This is a genomic window from Pseudoxanthomonas sp. YR558, from assembly GCF_900116385.1.
Taxonomy (GTDB): domain Bacteria; phylum Pseudomonadota; class Gammaproteobacteria; order Xanthomonadales; family Xanthomonadaceae; genus Pseudoxanthomonas_A.
Genome location: NZ_FPCI01000001.1, coordinates 400056 through 418206 on the forward strand (window position 1 = coordinate 400056; position 18151 = coordinate 418206).

The window sequence follows — 18151 nt, forward strand, 5'->3', positions numbered from 1 at the left end:
GGCTCACTCCATCCCTGGACGGCTCTGCACCGTCGAGTAGCGTTCGCAGATGTCGTCCAAACGCGTCCGCCCGCGGATCAACGCGTCGACACATGCGGGGTCGAACAGGCGACCACGCTGGGCGTACAGGTAAGCCAGGGCGGCGTCCTTCTCCCAAGCCTTCTTGTACGGGCGCGGCGAAATCAGCGCATCGAACACGTCCGCAACCGCGACTATCCTTGCTTCCAACGGGATCTCGTCGCCGACGAGGCCATCGGGGTAGCCGCTGCCGTCGTAGCGCTCGTGGTGGCGCAGGGCGATGATGGCGCCGGCCTGGATGAAGCGGTTCTGGCTGCCGGACAGCAACTGATGCCCGATCTTCGGGTGCCGGCGCATGACCTCGGTCTCGTCCTCGGTCAGCGGGCCCGCCTTCATCAGCACCGAATCCGGGATGGCGATCTTGCCCATGTCGTGCAGCGGGGCCGCCATCTCGATGGCGCGCACCTCGTCCTCCGGCAGGCCCAACTGTTCGGCGATCAGGCCGGCCACGTGTGCCATGCGCTCGAGATAGGCGCTGGTGCCGCTATCGCGGTATTCGATCGCACGCGCCAAGCGCGACAGCGTCTCGCGCTCACGCTCTTCCACCTCGTGCATGCTGGACAGCAGGCGCTGTTCAAGCGAAAGCGCACGCTGCTTGACGTTCTCGGACTGCTGGCGGAGCTGCAGCAGGTTGCGGCAGCGGGCACGCAGTTCGCGTGGCCGCACAGGCTTGACCAGGAAGTCGATGACACCCGCCTCGAGGGCGGCCTGGCGGATGGGCTCGTCGCCCACCACGGTGATCAGGATGATCGCGATGTCGCGATGCATCGGCAGCCGGCGGAAGCGGCGGGCGAACTCCAGACCGTCCATGCCCGGCATGCGGTAATCGAGCAGCAGCAGGTCGGTACGGTTCTTCTCGCACCACTCCAGCGCGGCCAGGGGGTCGCCGAAATCGTGGACGGCCAACTCGGACGCGATGTCCTCGATGACATGGCGCAACATCGTGCGCGCAGACGTCTGATCGTCGACGATGACGATATTCAAAGCGTTACCCACCCCTTGGGGCCACATCAAGTGGCTGTCGGGCAAGGATACTCCGGCGGTGGCAACGCTCGCATCTAACATGTCGGCAGTCCTGTTCGACGACGCAGACCCCACAGGGGTCCGAGATCCACGAAGGGAACCGATGCGAATCGCGGGGCCCCCTCCCCCGATCTCTATCGGCGCGGACGGCCTGAAATTAACCGCCCTGCGTGTGAATCCACGCAGGAAGCGTGCCAGCCGGGGCCAGGGCATCTTGGGCTGGAACAACGGGACCTCCGTCACGGAATGAGGCCGTTCCGTCCATCCGTGACGGGCGACACACTGCGGGAGCGGTGGGCCGGCAGGGGTCCTGCTGCCGGGGTTGGACCTGCCGCGTCACACCGGCCGGAGCCGATACTGCCCCGGTGCGTCACTATCTTGACGCACCGGGCCTGCCGTCAACCCTGGCTTTCGGGCCGCATGTAGGGGAACAGCAGGACGTCGCGGATCGAGTCGGAGCCGGTCAGCAGCATCACCAGCCGGTCGATGCCGATGCCCAGGCCGCCGGTGGGCGGCAGGCCGACCTCCAGGGCGCGGATGTAATCGGCGTCGAAGTGCATGGCCTCGTCGTCCCCGCCCTCCTTGGCCTGGACCTGGGCCATGAAGCGGGCGGCCTGGTCTTCGGGGTCGTTGAGCTCGGAGAAGCCGTTGGCCAGCTCCTTGCCGTTGATGAACAGCTCGAAGCGGTCCGTGTAGCCCGGGTTGTCGTCGTTGGCGCGGGCCAGCGGCGAGACTTCCACCGGGTGATCGGTGATGAAGGTCGGCTGGACCAGGGTGTGTTCCACGGTCTTCTCGAAAATCTCCAGTAGCAGCTTGCCCCAGCCGTAGGCCGGCTTCACATGGATCTTGAGGCGCGCGCAGTGGGCCGCCAGCGCCTCGCGATCGGTGCAGTCGGCCGCGCTGATCTCCGGGTTGTAGTGGCGTACCGCTTCGTCCATGCGCCAGCGGCGGAAGGCGGGCTCCAGGTCGATGTCCTGCCCATCCCAGGTCACCTGGCCGGTGCCCAGCACCTCGTGGGCGACATCGCGGATGACGCCCTCGGTGAGGTCCATGATCTCGGTGTACGTGGCGTAGGCCTCGTACAACTCGAGCATCGTGAATTCCGGGTTGTGCCGCGTGCTGACGCCTTCGTTGCGGAAATTGCGGTTGATCTCGTAGACGCGCTCCAGCCCGCCGACGACCAGTCGCTTCAGGTACAACTCGGGCGCCACGCGCAGGTATAGGTCGAGATCGAGTGCGTTGTGGTGCGTGGTGAAGGGCTTGGCCGCCGCGCCACCGGGGATGTAATGCATCATCGGTGTTTCGACTTCCAGGAACCGCCGCGTGTCCAGCCACTCGCGGATCGCCCGGATGATGCGCGAGCGCTTGATGAACACGTCCCGCGCTTCCGGGGTGACGATCAGATCCACGTAGCGCTGGCGGTAACGCTGCTCGACATCCGACAGGCCGTGCCACTTGTCCGGCAACGGACGCAGCGACTTGGTCAGCAGACGCAGCGCCCCGGCCTTGACCGACAACTCGCCGGTTCGGGTGCGGGTCAGGCCGCCCTCGACGCCGACGATGTCGCCGATGTCCCACCCCTTGAAGGCGTCGTAGGTGTCGCCCAGCGCGTTGGACTGCAGGAACAGCTGGATGCGGCCGGATTCGTCCTGGATCTGCACGAAGCTGGCCTTGCCCATGACGCGCTTGGCCATCAGGCGGCCGGCCAGCTTCACGTGCCGGCCCGCGCCTTCCAGCGCTTCGACGGTCCACAGGTCGGCATCGCTGTACTGCGTCTGCAGGTCGCCGGCGTAGTCGCTGCGGCGGAAGTCGTTCGGGAACGCGATGCCCTGCCCGCGCAGGGCGGTCAGTTTGGCGCGACGCTCGGCGATGAGGCTGTTCTCGTCGGCGAGGGGTGTCGCGGGAGTCTGGTCGGTCATGGCGTCTGCGGATTGGGGGGTGGAAAGGGACGGCAGCGGGTCGCGACGGCCCGGGGGCGGATCGCAGGATCAGGCGTCGATGCGTTTGGCGCCGGCTTCCAGGCCGGATTTCAGGCTGGCCTCGACGAACTCGTCCAGGTCGCCATCCAGCACCTTCTGGGTATCCGAGCGTTCCACGCCGGTACGCAGATCCTTGATGCGGCTCTGATCCAGCACGTAGTTGCGGATCTGGCTGCCCCAGCCGATGTCGGACTTGGTCGCTTCCACGGCATCGCGTTCGGCGTTGCGCTTCTGGATCTCCAGCTCGTACAGCTTCGCGGCCAGCATCTTCATCGCGTTGTCGCGGTTCTGGTGCTGGCTGCGGCCGGTCTGGCAGGCCACCACAATGCCGGTTGGCACGTGGGTGATGCGCACCGCCGATTCGGTCTTGTTGACGTGCTGGCCACCTGCACCGGACGAACGGTACACGTCGGTCTTCAGGTCGGCCGGGTTGATGTCGATGTCGATGTTGTCGTCGACTTCCGGTGATACGAACACCGAGGTGAAGCTGGTGTGGCGGCGGTTGTCCGAGTCGAACGGCGACTTGCGCACCAAACGGTGCACGCCGGTTTCGGTCTTCAGCCAGCCATAGGCGAAATCGCCTTCCACCCGCAGCGTGGCCGACTTGATGCCGGCGACGTCGCCGCCGCTGGCTTCCATCAGCTCGGTTTTCCAGCCGCGCGATTCGCACCAGCGCAGATACATGCGCAGGAGGATTTCCGCCCAGTCCTGGGCTTCGGTGCCACCGGCACCGGCCTGGATGTCGACGAAGGCGTTGGAGCTATCCATCTTGCCGGAGAACATGCGCTGGAATTCCAGCTTGCCCACGTGCACGGCATAGCGCTCGACGTCAGCGACCACGGCCTGTGCGGTGTCCTCGTCGTTCTCCATTTCGGCCAGTTCAAGCAGTTCTGAGCCGCCGGCCAGGCCCTCCTCGATCTCGCGGATGCCGTTGACGGTCTTATCGAGCAGCGAGCGCTCGCGGCCCAACTGCTGCGCGTAGTCCGGGTTGTTCCAGATGTCCGGGCTTTCCAGCTCGCGGTTTACTTCTTCCAGGCGTTCGCGCTTGGCATCGTAGTCAAAGATACCCCCGGAGCGAGGCCAGCCTGTCCTGCAGGTCGGCGATGCGCTGGCGGATGGGATTCAGCTCGATCATGGTGCTCGTGAACGGGGGACGGAAACGGCCGGCAAGGATACCAGAGCCAGGCGCAGGAGCCGCCGGAAGCGTTTCCGGAACAGGAATTGCAGGGAAATGCGTGCCCCTGCCCCGAGTCGCCGTCGGTCATGTCCACCTCCGCCCAGTCGTCCCATCCCTTGCTGTCAGGCCTGCTCGGCCTGGCGATGCTGGTCACCCTGCCCTCGTCCGCGGCGGCGCCTGCCGAAGATCGTGCCGCGCAGGTCGGCCTGTGCCTGAAGATCCGGCGCGACGAACCGGTGAAGGCGGTTGCGCTCGCGCACCGTCTGCTGCAGGCGACCGATCTGTCGATCGAGGACGAACTGAAGACGCTCAGTTGCCTCGGCATCGCGGCCGGCCTGAGCGGCGAGCCGGAACAGGCGCTCATCGCCGCCGAGCGGATGGAGCGCCGCGTGGGCGAGCGCCCCGACCTGACGCCCGACCTGAAGATGCGTGCCTATTCGCAGGCCGGTTCCATCTACCAGGGCGCCGGACACATCCACAGTGCGGAAGCAGCGTATCTGCGTGCCTACGAAGTGTCGTCACGCCTGGATGCGCATGATGCCGCGCTGGTGCAGGCCGCCACGCTGACCAACATCGGCCTGATCCACGCGGATTACCTCGATTCGCCCGACGTGGCCGATGAGTACTACCGCAAGGCGCTGGCCGTCGCTGCCACGGTCGGGCTCGAAGACCCGCTCATCCTCCACAACCATGCGCTGAACCTGATCTCGCTCGGCCGCAATACTGAAGCCATGGCCGTCATCACGCAGGGCGAGGCCATGGCCAAGGCCAAGCAGGCGCATGCCGTGCTGGACCGTCTGCATGCGGAGCGTGCGGGTCTCTGGATCCTGCAAGGCAAGCGTACGCAGGCCAAACCACTGCTCGACGCCGCCATCCGCTCGCAGGAAGCCAGCCAGGATTTTCCCGGCCTGGCCGGCTCGCTGGCGAAGCGCTCGATCCTGCAGCGGCAGTCGGGCGATGCGCCAGGCGCGCTCGCAACCGCGCGACGCGCCTGGGCCCTGGTCGATGGCCAGCCGCAGCCGCAGAAGCAGCGTGAGGTGTTGCTGGCATGGATGGCCGCACATGCGGCGATGGGCCAGTCGGACCAGGCGCTCGCCGTCGGTGCGCGCCTGCATGCGCTGGAGATGGAATCCCTGAAGCAGCAGCGCCTCGAGCTGCTGGCCGACCTGCAGGCGCGCAGCGAGAGCGCCGATGCACAGCGCGAACTGGAACAGCTGCGTCACCAGGCGCAGATCAGCGCCCTCAACGACGACAAGGCGCAACTGCTGCGCCGGGCCGGCGGCGCGTTGCTGGGCTTGCTGGTGATCGCGGGCGTGGGCTTCGGCCTGCTGCAGCGGCGCAAGAACCGCCAACTGCGTGCCGTCAGTGCGACGGATCCGCTCACCGGCCTGCGCAACCGCCGCGCCGCCGGCGACGCCCTGCAGGCCATGGCGGCGCAGCGCGCTTCTCCGGGCATGCGCCATGTGCTGTTCCTGATCGACATCGATCATTTCAAGAAGGTCAACGACGGCTTCGGTCATCACGCGGGCGACGACGTGCTGGTGGGCATTGCCGATGCGCTCCGCGCCCTGTGCCGTCCCGGCGATGTGATTGCCCGCTGGGGTGGCGAGGAGTTCCTGATGGCCTGCCCCGACCTCACCGCGGCACAGGCCTGCACGGTCGCCGCGCGCCTGCACGAACGCCTCGGCGGAGCGCGTGAACTCGCGCCGGGACGCGCCTGGGACCTCACCGTTTCGCTGGGTTTCGCGCCGTTCCCATTCTTCGAGGAAGGCCGTGAAGGCTGGGAGTACGCCATTCGGTTAGCAGATCGTGCGCTCTATGCCGCCAAGGACCGTCGCAATGCATGGGCGGGCCTGTGGGGCCGCGCCTTACCCGATGGGACCAGCGCCGCCAACGTACTGGAGGAGCCCGAGAGCGCCGTGCGCGGTGGGCACGTGGACCTGATGGCGAGCTATGCCATCGAGCGCCTGCCCAAGGTGGTCATGCGGGCGGCCTGATCGCCTACGCCGGCTCCGCGCCGGTGCGGGCCCGTAGGTCCTGGCGGTAGCGCCGGCTGCAGGGCAACGTGGTGCCGTCGCGCAGGTGCACACGCGCGTCGCCGGTATCGAGCGGCTCGATGGACGCGACATGGTCCAGCGCCACCACATAGCTGCGATGGATACGAGCGAAACGGCGCGGATCAAGCCGGGATTCGATCCCAGCGATCGTGCTGCGCAGCGGGTAGTCGTGGCCGCGTACGCGCAGGTTGACGTAGTTGCCCGATGCCTGCAGCCACTCGATATCGTTCGCCGCGACGAGGAATTCGCGCCCCAGCTTGCGGATCAGGAAGCGCTCGGGACGGTCCACCGGCTCCAGTGGCGGGCCTTCGTCCGGTTCCGTCAGCAGGCTGGCTTCGCCCTGCCACCGCCGTAACAGCAGGCGATAAGCCTCCATCGTCAGCACGATATAGGCAAAGCTGCGAATGTCCTTCAGGTACTCATAGAGCAGTTCCCGGGGCCAAGGGCCGAACTCGTAGGACATGCCCTGCGTCCGATACACCGCCATGCGGAGCAGCACCATGCCCACCACGTGCACGAGGCATACCAGCACGCTGGCGACCGCGTACCGCGCCAACTGTCGACGCCAGTCGCCCCATTGGAACGGGTAGCGCCGGGTGAACCACGCCATGGCCGGCAGCACCACCAACAACCACATGACCGCGCTGCTGGTTTCCCACACCGCCGGTTCCCACGCCTGGATCGAGGAATCCCCCCGTCGCAGCTCCATCAGGGTCGTGAGGCTGTTGGCGATGCAGTTCGCGCCGGTTATCGCGACCCAGAAGCCGACCTCCGCCGCGCGCCGCCAAGGCAGATAGCGTTCGTAGGAAAGCGGGGCGCGTTCGGTCATGCACGCATTCTAGCGTTGGGCTCTGCAAGCGCCTTCGCAATTCGTCCCCGCATGCCGTCCATTCGCCCCACAACCGCCCCGCCCTATCCCTTCGCACTGGCCCCGCGTGCAAGGACGACCCACGCTGGCACCCTCGCCGACGATGGAATCTCTCATGCAACGCCGCCACGACCTGGATTGGGTTCGCGTCTGTGCCTTCGGGCTGCTGGTGCTGTACCACGTGGGCATGTACTACGTGACCTGGGACTGGCACGTGAAAAGCCCGGCCGCCAGCGATGCGCTGGAACCGTTCATGCTGCTCAGCTCGCCGTGGCGGTTGGCGTTGCTGTTCCTCGTCTCGGGCGCGGCTACCGCCTTCCTTCTGGAAAAGGTCCAGGGTGGCGCGGCCGCCGAAGGGCGGCGTGCCCGCTTCCTGGGCGGCCGTTCTTGGCGCCTGTTGTTGCCGCTGGTCTTCGGCATGCTGGTGATCGTGCCCCCGCAGTCCTACTACGAAGTCGTGGAGCAACTCCCCGGGGGCTACCACGAGGGCTATCTGGCTTTCTACCGCCGCTACCTGACCGGCTACGACGGGTTCTGCGACAGCGACGGCTGCCTCGACGTACCGACGTGGAACCACCTGTGGTTCGTCGCCTACCTGTGGTGCTATACGGTGCTGCTGTGGTGCCTGTGGCGCCTGTTGCCACGCGTCCTGGCGGCCTTGGGCGCTGCGCTCGATCGGCCGTTGGCCGGCGTCGGGGTACTCGTGTGGCCGGCGGTGTTCCTGGGTGCGGTACGCGTGGCGCTGGTAGGTCGTTTCGAACAGACGCACGCGCTGGTCGACGACTGGTACAACCACGCGCAGTACTTCAGCGTGTTCCTGTTCGGCTTCCTGATCGCCAGGAAAGACGGGATATGGGAAGCCATGGCCCGTGTGCGCTGGATCGCGCTGGCGCTCTGGCTGGGGAGCTGGGCGGGCCTGATCGCCTACTTCGTCCGATTCGACGGCGTGCAGCCGCCCGAGGCGCTGCGGATGGTCATGAGGCTGGTGTGGGGACTGGACCAATGGTGCGCCATCGTCGCGGTGCTCGGCTTCGCACGGCACTGGAACCCCGGTGACAGTCGCCTGCTTCGCTACCTGGTGCCCGCGGTGTTCCCGGTCTACATCCTCCACCAGACGGTCACGGTGGTGGTCGCGCATCACCTCAAGCCCCTGGCGATTCCACCGCTGGCGGAAGGCCTGCTGCTGGTCGCGATGACCTTTGCCGCCTGTTTCGCAGGTTACGAGGCGATACGCAGGATCAGTGTGTTGCGGCCATTGTTCGGCCTAAAGAGAGAAGCCGACACGCGCGCGTCGAAGTCCGAATCTCTGCCAGCCACAGGCGCGTGAGGGCTCAGTCCGCGGCCTGCCAATACCGGATCAGCAACTGGATACCGCGACGGTTCTGCCAGTCGTCGGTCTCCAACTGGTAGGCCGCATGGATGCGGCTGGGCGGCGGCTGGTCGTGCCAGCCGTTGAAGTGGATGGCATTGAGCGGCCCGGCATGGCCGGGCAAACGCAGCGAGAGCTTCAGGTGCTTCTCACCGATCACGCGCCAGTCGAGCACGTCGAACCTGCCGTCGAACATCGGCTCGGGGAACCCCTGCCCCCACGGCCCTGCGCCGCGCAGGGCTTCGGCGTGGGCGCGATCGAGTTCGTCGGACAGCAACTCGCCATCGCTCAGCAGCACTTCCTGCAACATGGCCTCATCGAGCAGCTTCGAGGCCTGTTCCTGGAAGGCTTCACGGAAGTCGGGCAATGCGCTTTCGTCCAATGACAATCCGGCCGCCATCGCGTGACCACCGAAACGCTGCATCAATCCGGGGTTCGTCGCATCGATCGCAGCCAGCGCATCACGGATGTGGAACCCGGGAATGGAACGCGCAGATCCGCGCAGCACGTTGCTGCCGGGCTCGGCAGGTGCGAATGCGATCACTGGGCGATGCAGGCGCTCCTTGATCTTCGAGGCAACCAGCCCGACCACGCCCGGGTGCCATTCCGGATCGAACAGGCACGGCGCGAGGGGTACGGCACCTCCAACGTCGATGCGCGCCAGCGCGGCATGCGCTTCCTCCACCATCTGCTGCTGCACGCCACGGCGCTCGGCATTGATGCCGTCGAGCACGCGCGCCATCTCGCCAGCCTGGGTGGCATCGTCGGTCAGCAAACAGGCGATGCCGAGCGCCATGTCTTCCAACCGGCCTGCTGCATTCAGGCGTGGCGCGATGGAGAAGCCGATATCCGCTGCGGTGAGCCGTGCCGCGTCGCGACCGGCGACATGCACCAACGCCTGCAGTCCTGCGCTGGCCTGGCCTGCGCGCAGGCGACGCAGGCCCGCTCCGACGAGCGCACGATTGTTGGCATCCAGCGGTACGAGGTCGGCGACGGTGCCGACGGCGACCAGGTCGAGCAGCGATGAAAGGTCAGGCTCGGGACCGTCGAAGGCGCAGCGCTCGCGCAGCACTCGCCGCAGCGCGAGCAGCACGTAGAACATCACGCCGACGCCCGCCAACACCTTGCTGGGGAACGGATCGCCGCGCAGATTCGGATTGACGATGGCATCCGCCGGCGGCAGCGCATCGCCGGGCAGATGGTGATCGGTCACCAACACCTGCCACCCGCGCGCCTTGGCCGCGGTGATGCCTGCGTGGCAGGCAATGCCGTGATCGACGGTGACCAGCAGCTCGGGCGATAGCGCGTCCAGTTCCTCGACCAGTGAGGGCGACAAACCGTAGCCATGGACCATGCGGTTGGGCACTGCTGGTGTAACCCGGCGAGCCCCCAGCAGGCGTAACCCGCGTACGCCGACCGCACACGCGGTGGCGCCATCACAGTCGAAGTCGCCGACGATGACGATGTGGCGGTTGGCGACGATGGCGTCGGCCAACATGGCTGTTGCAGCGTCCATGCCACCGAGCAGATCGGGAGGCAGGAGCTGTGCAAGCCTGGGCTGCGCCTGCTCCATCGAGCTCGCGCCACGGGCTTCATACACCCGCTGCAGCAGGATGGGCACGGTCGCGGGCCAGGTGCCTGCCACGCCGGCATCGCGTCGACGGATCCGCGCAGCAGACTTCATGCCGGCACGTGGTCGGGGCGCACCGTATCCAGGCGCGATAACGCACGGCGCCAGAATCGCCAGCGCTGGTCGCGCCGGAGCGCGAACAAGGCGCCGTCCTCGAAATCCAGCGTCAACGTATCGAGCTCGCCCTTCTTCAGGGCTTCGAGCAATGGCCGCAGCGCGTCACGACACAGCAGGTCGAGGTTGCGCAGATGGCGCAGGTCGATCAGCGCATCCACCCCGCCCTCGCCACCCGCATGGCTCGCGTCCACACCGGCCGTCTGTGCCAGCGCTTGCAACAGGACGTCGTTGCCCTTCACCTGGCGGAAGCCGGTGCGGACGAAATCCGGCAGCGTGCCCGCACCCCAGAACCACAGCGAATTCACCGGCGGCTTGCCCTGGGCCACGCGCTGCGCGTTCCAAGGGTGGTTGTGCAGCAATACCTGCGCCTCGCTGAGCAGGGCCCGCCAGCGTCGGCCGGCATCGCCGTGCGGCAGGTGCGCGAACAGGTCGTCGCCAAGCACGTCGTCCACCGGCGCGAACTCGGGCAGCTGTGCATCCAGCGGCAGACGCAGATACCAGCGCGCCGGATGCGGTGCATCCAGCAGCATGCCCGCGTCGCCGAACAGGGGCTTGAGCACCGGCAACAGGTTCGCTGCATCTTCCGCCGAGAGGCCGAGCGATTCGCCATGCGCGAGCATGCGCGCGCCGGTCATGTCGGGCGACACCCGCACGGGGTCCGCGCGCAACCAGCGTGCACCCGCGGCATCACCCGCATCGTGCTGGCGGGTCAACGCGGCGATCGGCCAGTGATCGGGCACCAGTTGAAACTGGCGCCGCAATTGAGCGCGCTCGCCCGCGTCCACCTGACGGCTGTCGCTGCGGCCCAAGGCACGTGCCACGTCATCGGGCAGCGCCTGCCCGACAAGGCGGGTACGCGCGGGCAGCAGCAGGGTGGCCTGGGCCATCGGGACTCAGTCGTCGCTGTACGAGACGCCGACGATTTCGTACTCCCGCTGGCCGGCGGGTGCATCGATGGTGACCGAATCGCCTTCGTGCTTGCCGATCAGGGCGCGGGCCAGCGGCGAGGAGATCGCGATCAGCCCCAGCTTGATGTCGGCTTCGAGGTCGCCGACCACCTGGTAGCGCTTCTCTTCGTCGGTATCCACGTCGGCCAGCACGACCTTGGCGCCGAACACGATGCGCGAGCCGGCGTTGAGCTTGCTGACGTCGATGATCTCGGAATGCGACAGCTCGCCTTCGAGCTGCTTGATGCGGCCCTCGATGAACCCCTGCTGCTCACGCGCGGCGTGGTACTCGGCGTTCTCCTTCAGGTCGCCGTGCGCGCGCGCCTCGGCGATCGCGGCGATCACTTCCGGACGCTTGACCGTCTTCAGAAGGTCCAATTCCTGGCGCAGGCGCTGCGCGCCCTGCATCGTCAATGGGGCTCTCACCCTTGAAGCTCCTTGTGCAGTTCCTGCAACGCCAGCACCGGGCCTGTCCCGCGGTATTCCAGCGAATGCACCAGCGCTTTGGCGCCGGCGACGGTGGTCGAATAGGTGACGCGGTGCTGCAGGGCCTCGCGCCGGATGGAGAACGAGTCGGCGATGGCCTGGCGTCCTTCCGTGGTGTTGACGATATACACGATTTCGCCGTTCTTGATCAGGTCCACCACGTGCGGGCGGCCTTCCAGCACCTTGTTGATCTGGGTGCAGTCGATGCCACGCTCGCGCAGCCACGCCGCGGTGCCTGCGGTGGCGACGATGGAGTAGCCACGGGCGACCAGTTCCTGCGCCACCGGCAACACGCGCTTCTTGTCCGGATCGCGTACCGAGATGAACACCTTGCCCACCGGCGGTGCCTTGATACCGCCGGCTTCCTGCGCGCGCGCCATCGCGGCGCCGAAGCTGCGGCCCACACCCATCACTTCACCGGTGGAACGCATCTCCGGTCCGAGGATCGGGTCCACGCCCTGGAACTTGGCGAACGGGAAGATCGCTTCCTTGACCGAGTAGTAGTCGGGCACGATCTCCTTCGTCGCGCCCTGCCCGGCCAGCGTCTTGCCGGCCATGCAGCGTGCCGCGATCTTGGCCAGCGGCATGCCGGTGGCCTTGGAGACGAACGGGACGGTGCGCGAGGCGCGCGGGTTCACTTCCAGGAGGTAGACGATGTCGTCGCTGCCGTCTTCGCTCGCCTGGATGGCGAACTGGGTGTTCATCAGGCCGACGACCTTCAGTGCCTTGGCCAACTCGACCACCTGGCGGCGCAACTCGTCCTGCGTCTTCGCCGACAGCGAATACGGCGGCAGCGAGCACGAGGAATCACCCGAGTGCACGCCCGCCTCTTCGATGTGCTCCATCACGCCGCCGATCAGGACGTTGCCTTCAGCGTCGGCGATGATGTCCACGTCCACTTCGACCGCGTTGTCGAGGAAGCGGTCCAGCAGCACCGGCGAATCATTGGATACCTTGACCGCATCGCGCACATAGCGCGCCAGGTCAGATTCGCCGTACACGATTTCCATCGCACGGCCGCCCAGCACGTAGGACGGGCGAACGACCAGCGGATAGCCGATCTCGCGTGCCAGCAGAAGAGCTTCCTGGTCGTTGCGGGCGATGCGGTTCGGCGGCTGCTTCAGGCCGAGCTTGTCGACCAGTTGCTGGAACCGTTCGCGGTCCTCGGCCAGATCGATCGAGTCGGGGCTGGTACCGATGACCGGCACGCCGTTGGCTTCGAGCGCGCGCGCCAGCTTCAGCGGCGTCTGGCCGCCGTACTGCACGATGACGCCCTTCGGCTGCTCGAGCTCCACGATCTCCAGCACGTCTTCCAGCGTCAGGGGCTCGAAGTACAGGCGATCGGACGTGTCGTAGTCCGTGGAGACAGTTTCCGGATTGCAATTGACCATGATGGTCTCGAACCCGTCCTCGCGCAGCGCGAGCGCCGCGTGCACGCAGCAGTAATCGAACTCGATGCCCTGGCCGATGCGGTTGGGGCCGCCACCGAGGATCATGATCTTGTCGCGGTTGGTGGGCTTGGCCTCGCACTCGTCCTCGTAGGTCGAATACAGATAGGCTGTGTCGGTCGCGAACTCGGCTGCGCAGGAGTCCACCCGCTTGTAGACCGGCTTCACGCCCAGCGCCTTGCGCAGCACGCGCACGGCGGCCTCGTCGGTGCCGGCCAGCTGGGCCAGGCGCGCGTCGGAGAAGCCCATGCGCTTCAACCGGCGCATGCGCGCCTTGTCCAGCGAGCCCAGGCCATCAGCGGCGAGCTGCTGCTCCGCCGCGATGATCTCCTCCATCTGGTCGAGGAACCAGGGGTCGATGAACGACAGCGCGTGCACCTGCTCGACGCTCATGCCGGCCCGGAAGGCGTCGGCCACGTAGAACAAACGTTCCGGACCGGGCGCCTTCAGCTCGCGGCGCAGCTTGGCCAGATCGTCTTCGTCGGCCAGGTCCAGTCCGGTGGGGTCGAGGCCGACCTTGCCGGTTTCCAGGCCTCGCAGTGCTTTCTGCAGCGATTCCTGGAAGGTGCGACCCATCGCCATCACCTCGCCCACCGACTTCATCTGGGTGGTGAGACGAGCATCGGCCTGCGGGAACTTCTCGAACGCGAAGCGCGGGATCTTGGTGACGACGTAGTCGATCGCCGGCTCGAACGAGGCCGGCGTCTTGCCGCCGGTGATCTCGTTCTTCAATTCATCCAGCGTGTAGCCCACCGCCAGCTTGGCGGCGACCTTGGCGATCGGGAAGCCGGTCGCCTTGGACGCCAGCGCCGACGAACGCGACACGCGCGGGTTCATTTCGATGACGACGACGCGGCCGGTTTGCGCATTGATGCCGAACTGCACGTTCGAGCCGCCGGTATCCACGCCGATCTTGCGCAGCACCGCGATGGAAGCGTCGCGAAGACGCTGGTATTCCTTGTCGGTCAGCGTCTGCGCAGGAGCGACAGTGATGCTGTCGCCGGTATGCACGCCCATCGGGTCCAGGTTCTCGATGGAGCACACGATGATGCAGTTGTCCGCAGTGTCGCGGACCACTTCCATCTCGAACTCCTTCCAGCCCAGCACCGACTCTTCCACCAGTACTTCGGTCGTCGGCGAGAGTTCCAGGCCGCGGGTCACGATGTCGACCAGTTCCTCGCGGTTGTACGCGATGCCACCACCACTGCCGCCCAGCGTGAAGCTGGGACGGATGATGGTGGGATAGCCGACGCGGGTCTGGATTTCCAGCGCTTCCTCGAGCGTGTGCGCAACCGCGGCCTTCGGGCACTCCAGGCCGATCTCACCCATCGCCACGCGGAACAGCTCGCGGTCTTCCGCCATGCGGATGGCGTCGCGCTTGGCGCCGATCAGCTCGACGCCGTACTTCTCGAGCACCCCATTGTCCGCCAGGTCCAACGCGCAGTTCAGCGCGGTCTGCCCACCCATGGTGGGCAGCAGCGCATCGGGTTTCTCCTTGGCGATGATCTTCTCGACCGTCTGCCAGTTGATCGGCTCGATGTAGACCGCGTCCGCCATCTCCGGGTCGGTCATGATGGTCGCGGGGTTGCTGTTGACCAGCACTACCCGATACCCCTCCTCGCGCAATGCCTTGCACGCCTGGGCGCCGGAATAATCGAATTCGCAGGCCTGGCCGATGACGATCGGGCCTGCACCGATGATCAGGATGGTTTTGAGGTCGTTGCGCTTGGGCATGGGGGACTGCTTCCAGGGTTACTGGGCCGCGGCGGGTTGCGCCTTGGGCCCGATGTACTTGTCAAAGAACGCCAGCATCTTGGTGTAGAGGTTGACGTTGTTCTGCAGGTCGCGGAATCCGTGCGCTTCCTTCTTCTCCACGATCACGTCCTCGGGCTTCTTGCCGACCTTGGCAAGCTGCGAGATCAGGAAATGCATATTCTTGATCGGGACGCGCACGTCCTTCTCGCCATGGACCAGCAGGATCGGAACCTTGATGCGTTCTACGCCGAAAGCCGGCGACTGCGCCATCCGCTCGGCGGCGGTCGGCGGGTAGACGTCTTTAAGATAGTTCCGGCCGCTCTCGCGCTCCATGAAGTCCGCACTACGCTGCGCGTCGAGGTCGTAAACGCCCACGTAGCCGACGGTGCAGCGGTACAGATCGGGTTCGCGCACCACGCTCATCAGCGCCGCGTATCCGCCATAGGACGCACCGTAAATGCAGACCCGGTTCGGGTCCGCGATGCCTTGGGCGATTGCCCACTTCACCGAATCGGTAAGGTCGTCCTGCATGGTCGTACCCCACTTGCGGTAGCCCATGCCCTCGAACGCGTTCCCGTAACCGCCGGAGCCGCGGTAGTTGATCTGCAGGACGGCAAAACCGCGGTTAGCGAACAGCTGCACTTCTGGGTTGAAACCCCAGTCGTCGCGGGGACCGTGTGGACCACCATGTGGATTGATGATCAGCGGGAGGTTCTTGCCGTTGCTGTCCTTGGGGATCGTGATGTAGCCGTGCAACGGCAGACCGTCGCGCGCCTTCACCACGATGGGCTTCATCGGCGACATTTCCTCGGGCTTGATCCAGTCCATGCTGGCTGCCAGGAACTTGGCCTTGCCTGCCTGCCTATCGAACAGGTAAGCCTCGGACGGCAACGTGTCCGCGAACACCCTCATGCCAAAGTAGCGCCCATCCTGGGATGGCCGCAGGAAGCGCACGGCTTTGCCCGGGAACGCCTTCACGAGGCCGGCATACACCTTGGTTTCGGGATGTTCGGGCGCTACCCAGTCCCAGTACGGAACGCCGTCTTCGTACCAGACGCCGAGCAGCGTCTTCTCGTCACTGCTCCAAAGATAGCCCGACGGACTGACCGTGCCGTTGCTAGACAGCTGTGTCTCCTCGCGGCTGTCGATGTCCAGCAGAACGATGGATTCGGGCTTGCCCTGCTCGCCCTTCGCCATGTAGACGCGCTTGTTCTCGGCGTCAAAGCCCAGTGGCATGTAGGTCGCACCGTTCCGCTCGCTCTCATGGATCAGCGTCCACTTCTCACCGTCGCGGCGATAGGTGACGTTGCGGCCATCGTTCATGGCACCCGACACGAAGCGTACCTTCCTGTCGTGATCCACGAGGAAGCTGCCTTGCTCCACGGGCGCGGAAGCGACCGTCGTCGTGCGGCCGTTGTTCACGTTCAATTTGAACAGGAACGAGGTTTCGACCGATCGCTCGACCAGGATCGTATCGGGATCTTCTGGCGTAAGGTCGACAACGCTGTAGTAGTTGCCGTTTGGAATATCGATACGACCGGTGCCGTCGATATTCGAGGCGTAAAGGTCGCCCTTGGATGTTTCGAAATCGAAACGTCCGGTCTTGAACGTCACGAAGAACAGCAGGCGATTGTTGTTGGCCCAGAAGACCTGGCGGAAATGACGGTTTTCACCGTAATCCCACTTGCCTACGACGCCCTGATCGGAAACACGCAACACCGCAAGGACGGTGCGATCCGCCTGCGGGACGGTGACGGCCATGTGCTTGCCATCCGGCGACACGCTGATCGAAGTGAACTCCGGATCCTTGAAGAAATCCTGGATCGGCACTTCACGCGCTAAACCCTGTAACGGCAGCAGCACGAGCAATAACAAGACACGGACCATCACTTTCATCTTCCACTCCCTGAGATGGGGCGGCGTCCCCCGCCGCCCGGTACGGACAATCGATGGCGCTGGGCCATCCCCCTCACGATGACCGCGCCTGCTCCATGCAGGCGACGAAGCGGTCGAACAGCGGTGCGACGTCATGCGGCCCCGGTGAAGCCTCCGGATGGCCCTGGAACGAGAAGGCGGGTGCATCGGTCAACTCGATGCCCTGGTTGGTGCCATCGAACAGCGAACGGTGGATCACCCGCACGTTCGCCGGCAGCGAAGCTTCGTCCACGGCAAAGCCGTGGTTCTGCGAGGTGATCATGACGCGGCCGCTGTCCAGATCCTGGACCGGGTGGTTGGCGCCGTGGTGACCGTGGCCCATCTTCATGGTCTTCGCGCCGGCGGCGAGCGCCAGCAGCTGGTGGCCCAGGCAGATGCCGAAGGTCGGCGTCTTCTGCGCGATGAACTCGCGGATCGCGGTGATCGCGTAGTCGCACGGCTCCGGATCGCCCGGGCCATTGGAGAGGAACACGCCGTCCGGCTGCAGCGCCAGCACATCGGCCGCGCTGGTCTGCGCCGGCACCACGGTCACGTCGCAACCGCGCTCGGCCAGCATGCGCAGAATGTTGTGCTTCACGCCGAAGTCGTAGGCCACGACCTTGTACTTGGCAGGCGCCTGCACGAAGGCATTGCGATCCAGGTCCAACTGGCCGTCGCGCCACGGGTAAGCCTTGTCGGTGGTGACCACCTTGGCCAGGTCCATGCCCTTCAGACCGGGGAATTTGCGTGCGGCTTCCAGCGCCTTTTCGACATCGATACCGTCGCCGGCCATCAGCGCGCCGTTCTGGGCGCCTCGCTCACGCAGCAGGCGGGTCAGCTTGCGGGTGTCGATGCCCGCGATGGCCACGATGCCGCGGGTCTGCAGCCACTCCGGCAGGGCCTGCTGGTTGCGCCAGCTGCTGGGGCGGCGCGGCACGTCGCGCACGATCAGGCCGGCGCACCAGACCTTGGAGGCTTCGTCGTCCTGGTCGGTGCAGCCGGTGTTGCCGATATGGGGGTACGTCAGGGTGACGAGCTGGCGGGCGTAGGACGGGTCCGTCAGGACCTCCTGATAGCCGGTCATCGCGGTGTTGAACACCACTTCGCCGACCGAAAGGCCATCTGCGCCTACGGATTCGCCCTCGAATACGGTGCCGTCTTCGAGTACGAGAATTGCGGGTCGAGTCACGGGGTTCGCCTTGGGGTGAAGGAACCCTGCCCCACCAACTTGCGGCTGCAAGAAACCGCAGACGCGGCGTTCATCCGGTCCGTGGCGATGGGTAACAGGCGAGCGGGAATTGTA

General features: G+C 65.9%; 12 protein-coding genes. 2 read left to right on the plus strand and 10 right to left on the minus strand.

The window, feature by feature from the left end:
• Positions 1-3: 3 nt before the first annotated feature.
• The 3 genes from BM365_RS01810 to prfB all read right to left on the minus strand — a co-directional run bounded on the left by BM365_RS01810 (position 4) and on the right by prfB (position 4215).
• The gene (locus BM365_RS01810) at positions 4-1143 is read right to left on the minus strand and encodes a response regulator (RefSeq protein ID WP_093486055.1); all 1140 of its coding nucleotides are present in this window, start codon (positions 1141-1143) and stop codon (positions 4-6) included.
• A 356-nt stretch (positions 1144-1499) separates the two neighbouring features.
• The gene (gene lysS, locus BM365_RS01815) at positions 1500-3020 is read right to left on the minus strand and encodes a lysine--tRNA ligase (RefSeq protein WP_093486057.1); all 1521 of its coding nucleotides are present in this window, start codon (positions 3018-3020) and stop codon (positions 1500-1502) included.
• 69 nt (positions 3021-3089) lie between these two features.
• A protein-coding gene (prfB, locus tag BM365_RS01820; RefSeq protein ID WP_104367906.1) for a peptide chain release factor 2 occupies positions 3090-4215 on the minus strand; the annotation gives its coding sequence in 2 pieces (ribosomal slippage) (positions 3090-4139 and positions 4141-4215; 1125 coding nt in all).
• A 128-nt stretch (positions 4216-4343) separates the two neighbouring features.
• Between prfB and BM365_RS01825 the strand changes: the two genes are divergently transcribed.
• Entirely contained in the window at positions 4344-6254 is a 1911-nt protein-coding gene (locus tag BM365_RS01825; RefSeq protein ID WP_093486059.1) for a GGDEF domain-containing protein, read from the plus strand.
• A gap of 4 nt (positions 6255-6258) precedes the next feature.
• Here BM365_RS01825 and BM365_RS01830 read toward each other — a convergent pair whose 3' ends face one another.
• Positions 6259-7143, minus strand: a complete 885-nt coding sequence (locus BM365_RS01830; RefSeq protein WP_093486061.1) for a LytTR family DNA-binding domain-containing protein — start codon at positions 7141-7143, stop codon at positions 6259-6261.
• A 154-nt stretch (positions 7144-7297) separates the two neighbouring features.
• Here BM365_RS01830 and BM365_RS01835 point away from each other — a divergent pair, with 154 nt between their 5' ends.
• Positions 7298-8509, plus strand: a complete 1212-nt coding sequence (locus BM365_RS01835; RefSeq protein WP_233210781.1) for an acyltransferase family protein — start codon at positions 7298-7300, stop codon at positions 8507-8509.
• 4 nt (positions 8510-8513) lie between these two features.
• Here the strand turns inward: BM365_RS01835 and recJ are convergent, their stop codons facing one another.
• Genes recJ through carA form a run of 6 tightly spaced genes read right to left on the minus strand, consistent with a single transcriptional unit; the run spans position 8514 to position 18037 of the window.
• Complete coding sequence (recJ, locus tag BM365_RS01840) at positions 8514-10235, minus strand: single-stranded-DNA-specific exonuclease RecJ (RefSeq protein WP_093486065.1); 1722 nt, start codon at positions 10233-10235, stop codon at positions 8514-8516.
• Positions 10232-11185, minus strand: a complete 954-nt coding sequence (locus BM365_RS01845; protein ID WP_093486067.1) for a phosphoglycerate mutase — start codon at positions 11183-11185, stop codon at positions 10232-10234. Before BM365_RS01845 ends, recJ begins: the two co-directional genes overlap by 4 nt.
• Positions 11186-11191: 6 nt before the next feature.
• Positions 11192-11659: a transcription elongation factor GreA gene (greA, locus tag BM365_RS01850; protein WP_175502069.1), complete on the minus strand. Its 468-nt coding sequence runs from the start codon at positions 11657-11659 to the stop codon at positions 11192-11194.
• An 8-nt stretch (positions 11660-11667) separates the two neighbouring features.
• Positions 11668-14913 carry a carbamoyl-phosphate synthase large subunit gene (carB, locus tag BM365_RS01855; protein ID WP_093486071.1) on the minus strand — a complete coding sequence of 1082 codons (3246 nt, stop codon included), beginning with the start codon at positions 14911-14913 and terminating at the stop codon, positions 11668-11670.
• An 18-nt stretch (positions 14914-14931) separates the two neighbouring features.
• The gene (locus BM365_RS01860; protein ID WP_158253461.1) at positions 14932-16965 is read right to left on the minus strand and encodes an alpha/beta hydrolase family protein; all 2034 of its coding nucleotides are present in this window, start codon (positions 16963-16965) and stop codon (positions 14932-14934) included.
• On the minus strand, positions 16904-18037 hold the full coding sequence (carA, locus tag BM365_RS01865) for a glutamine-hydrolyzing carbamoyl-phosphate synthase small subunit (RefSeq protein WP_093486075.1): 1134 nt from the start codon (positions 18035-18037) through the stop codon (positions 16904-16906). Before carA ends, BM365_RS01860 begins: the two co-directional genes overlap by 62 nt.
• Between the last annotated feature and the right edge of the window lie 114 nt (positions 18038-18151).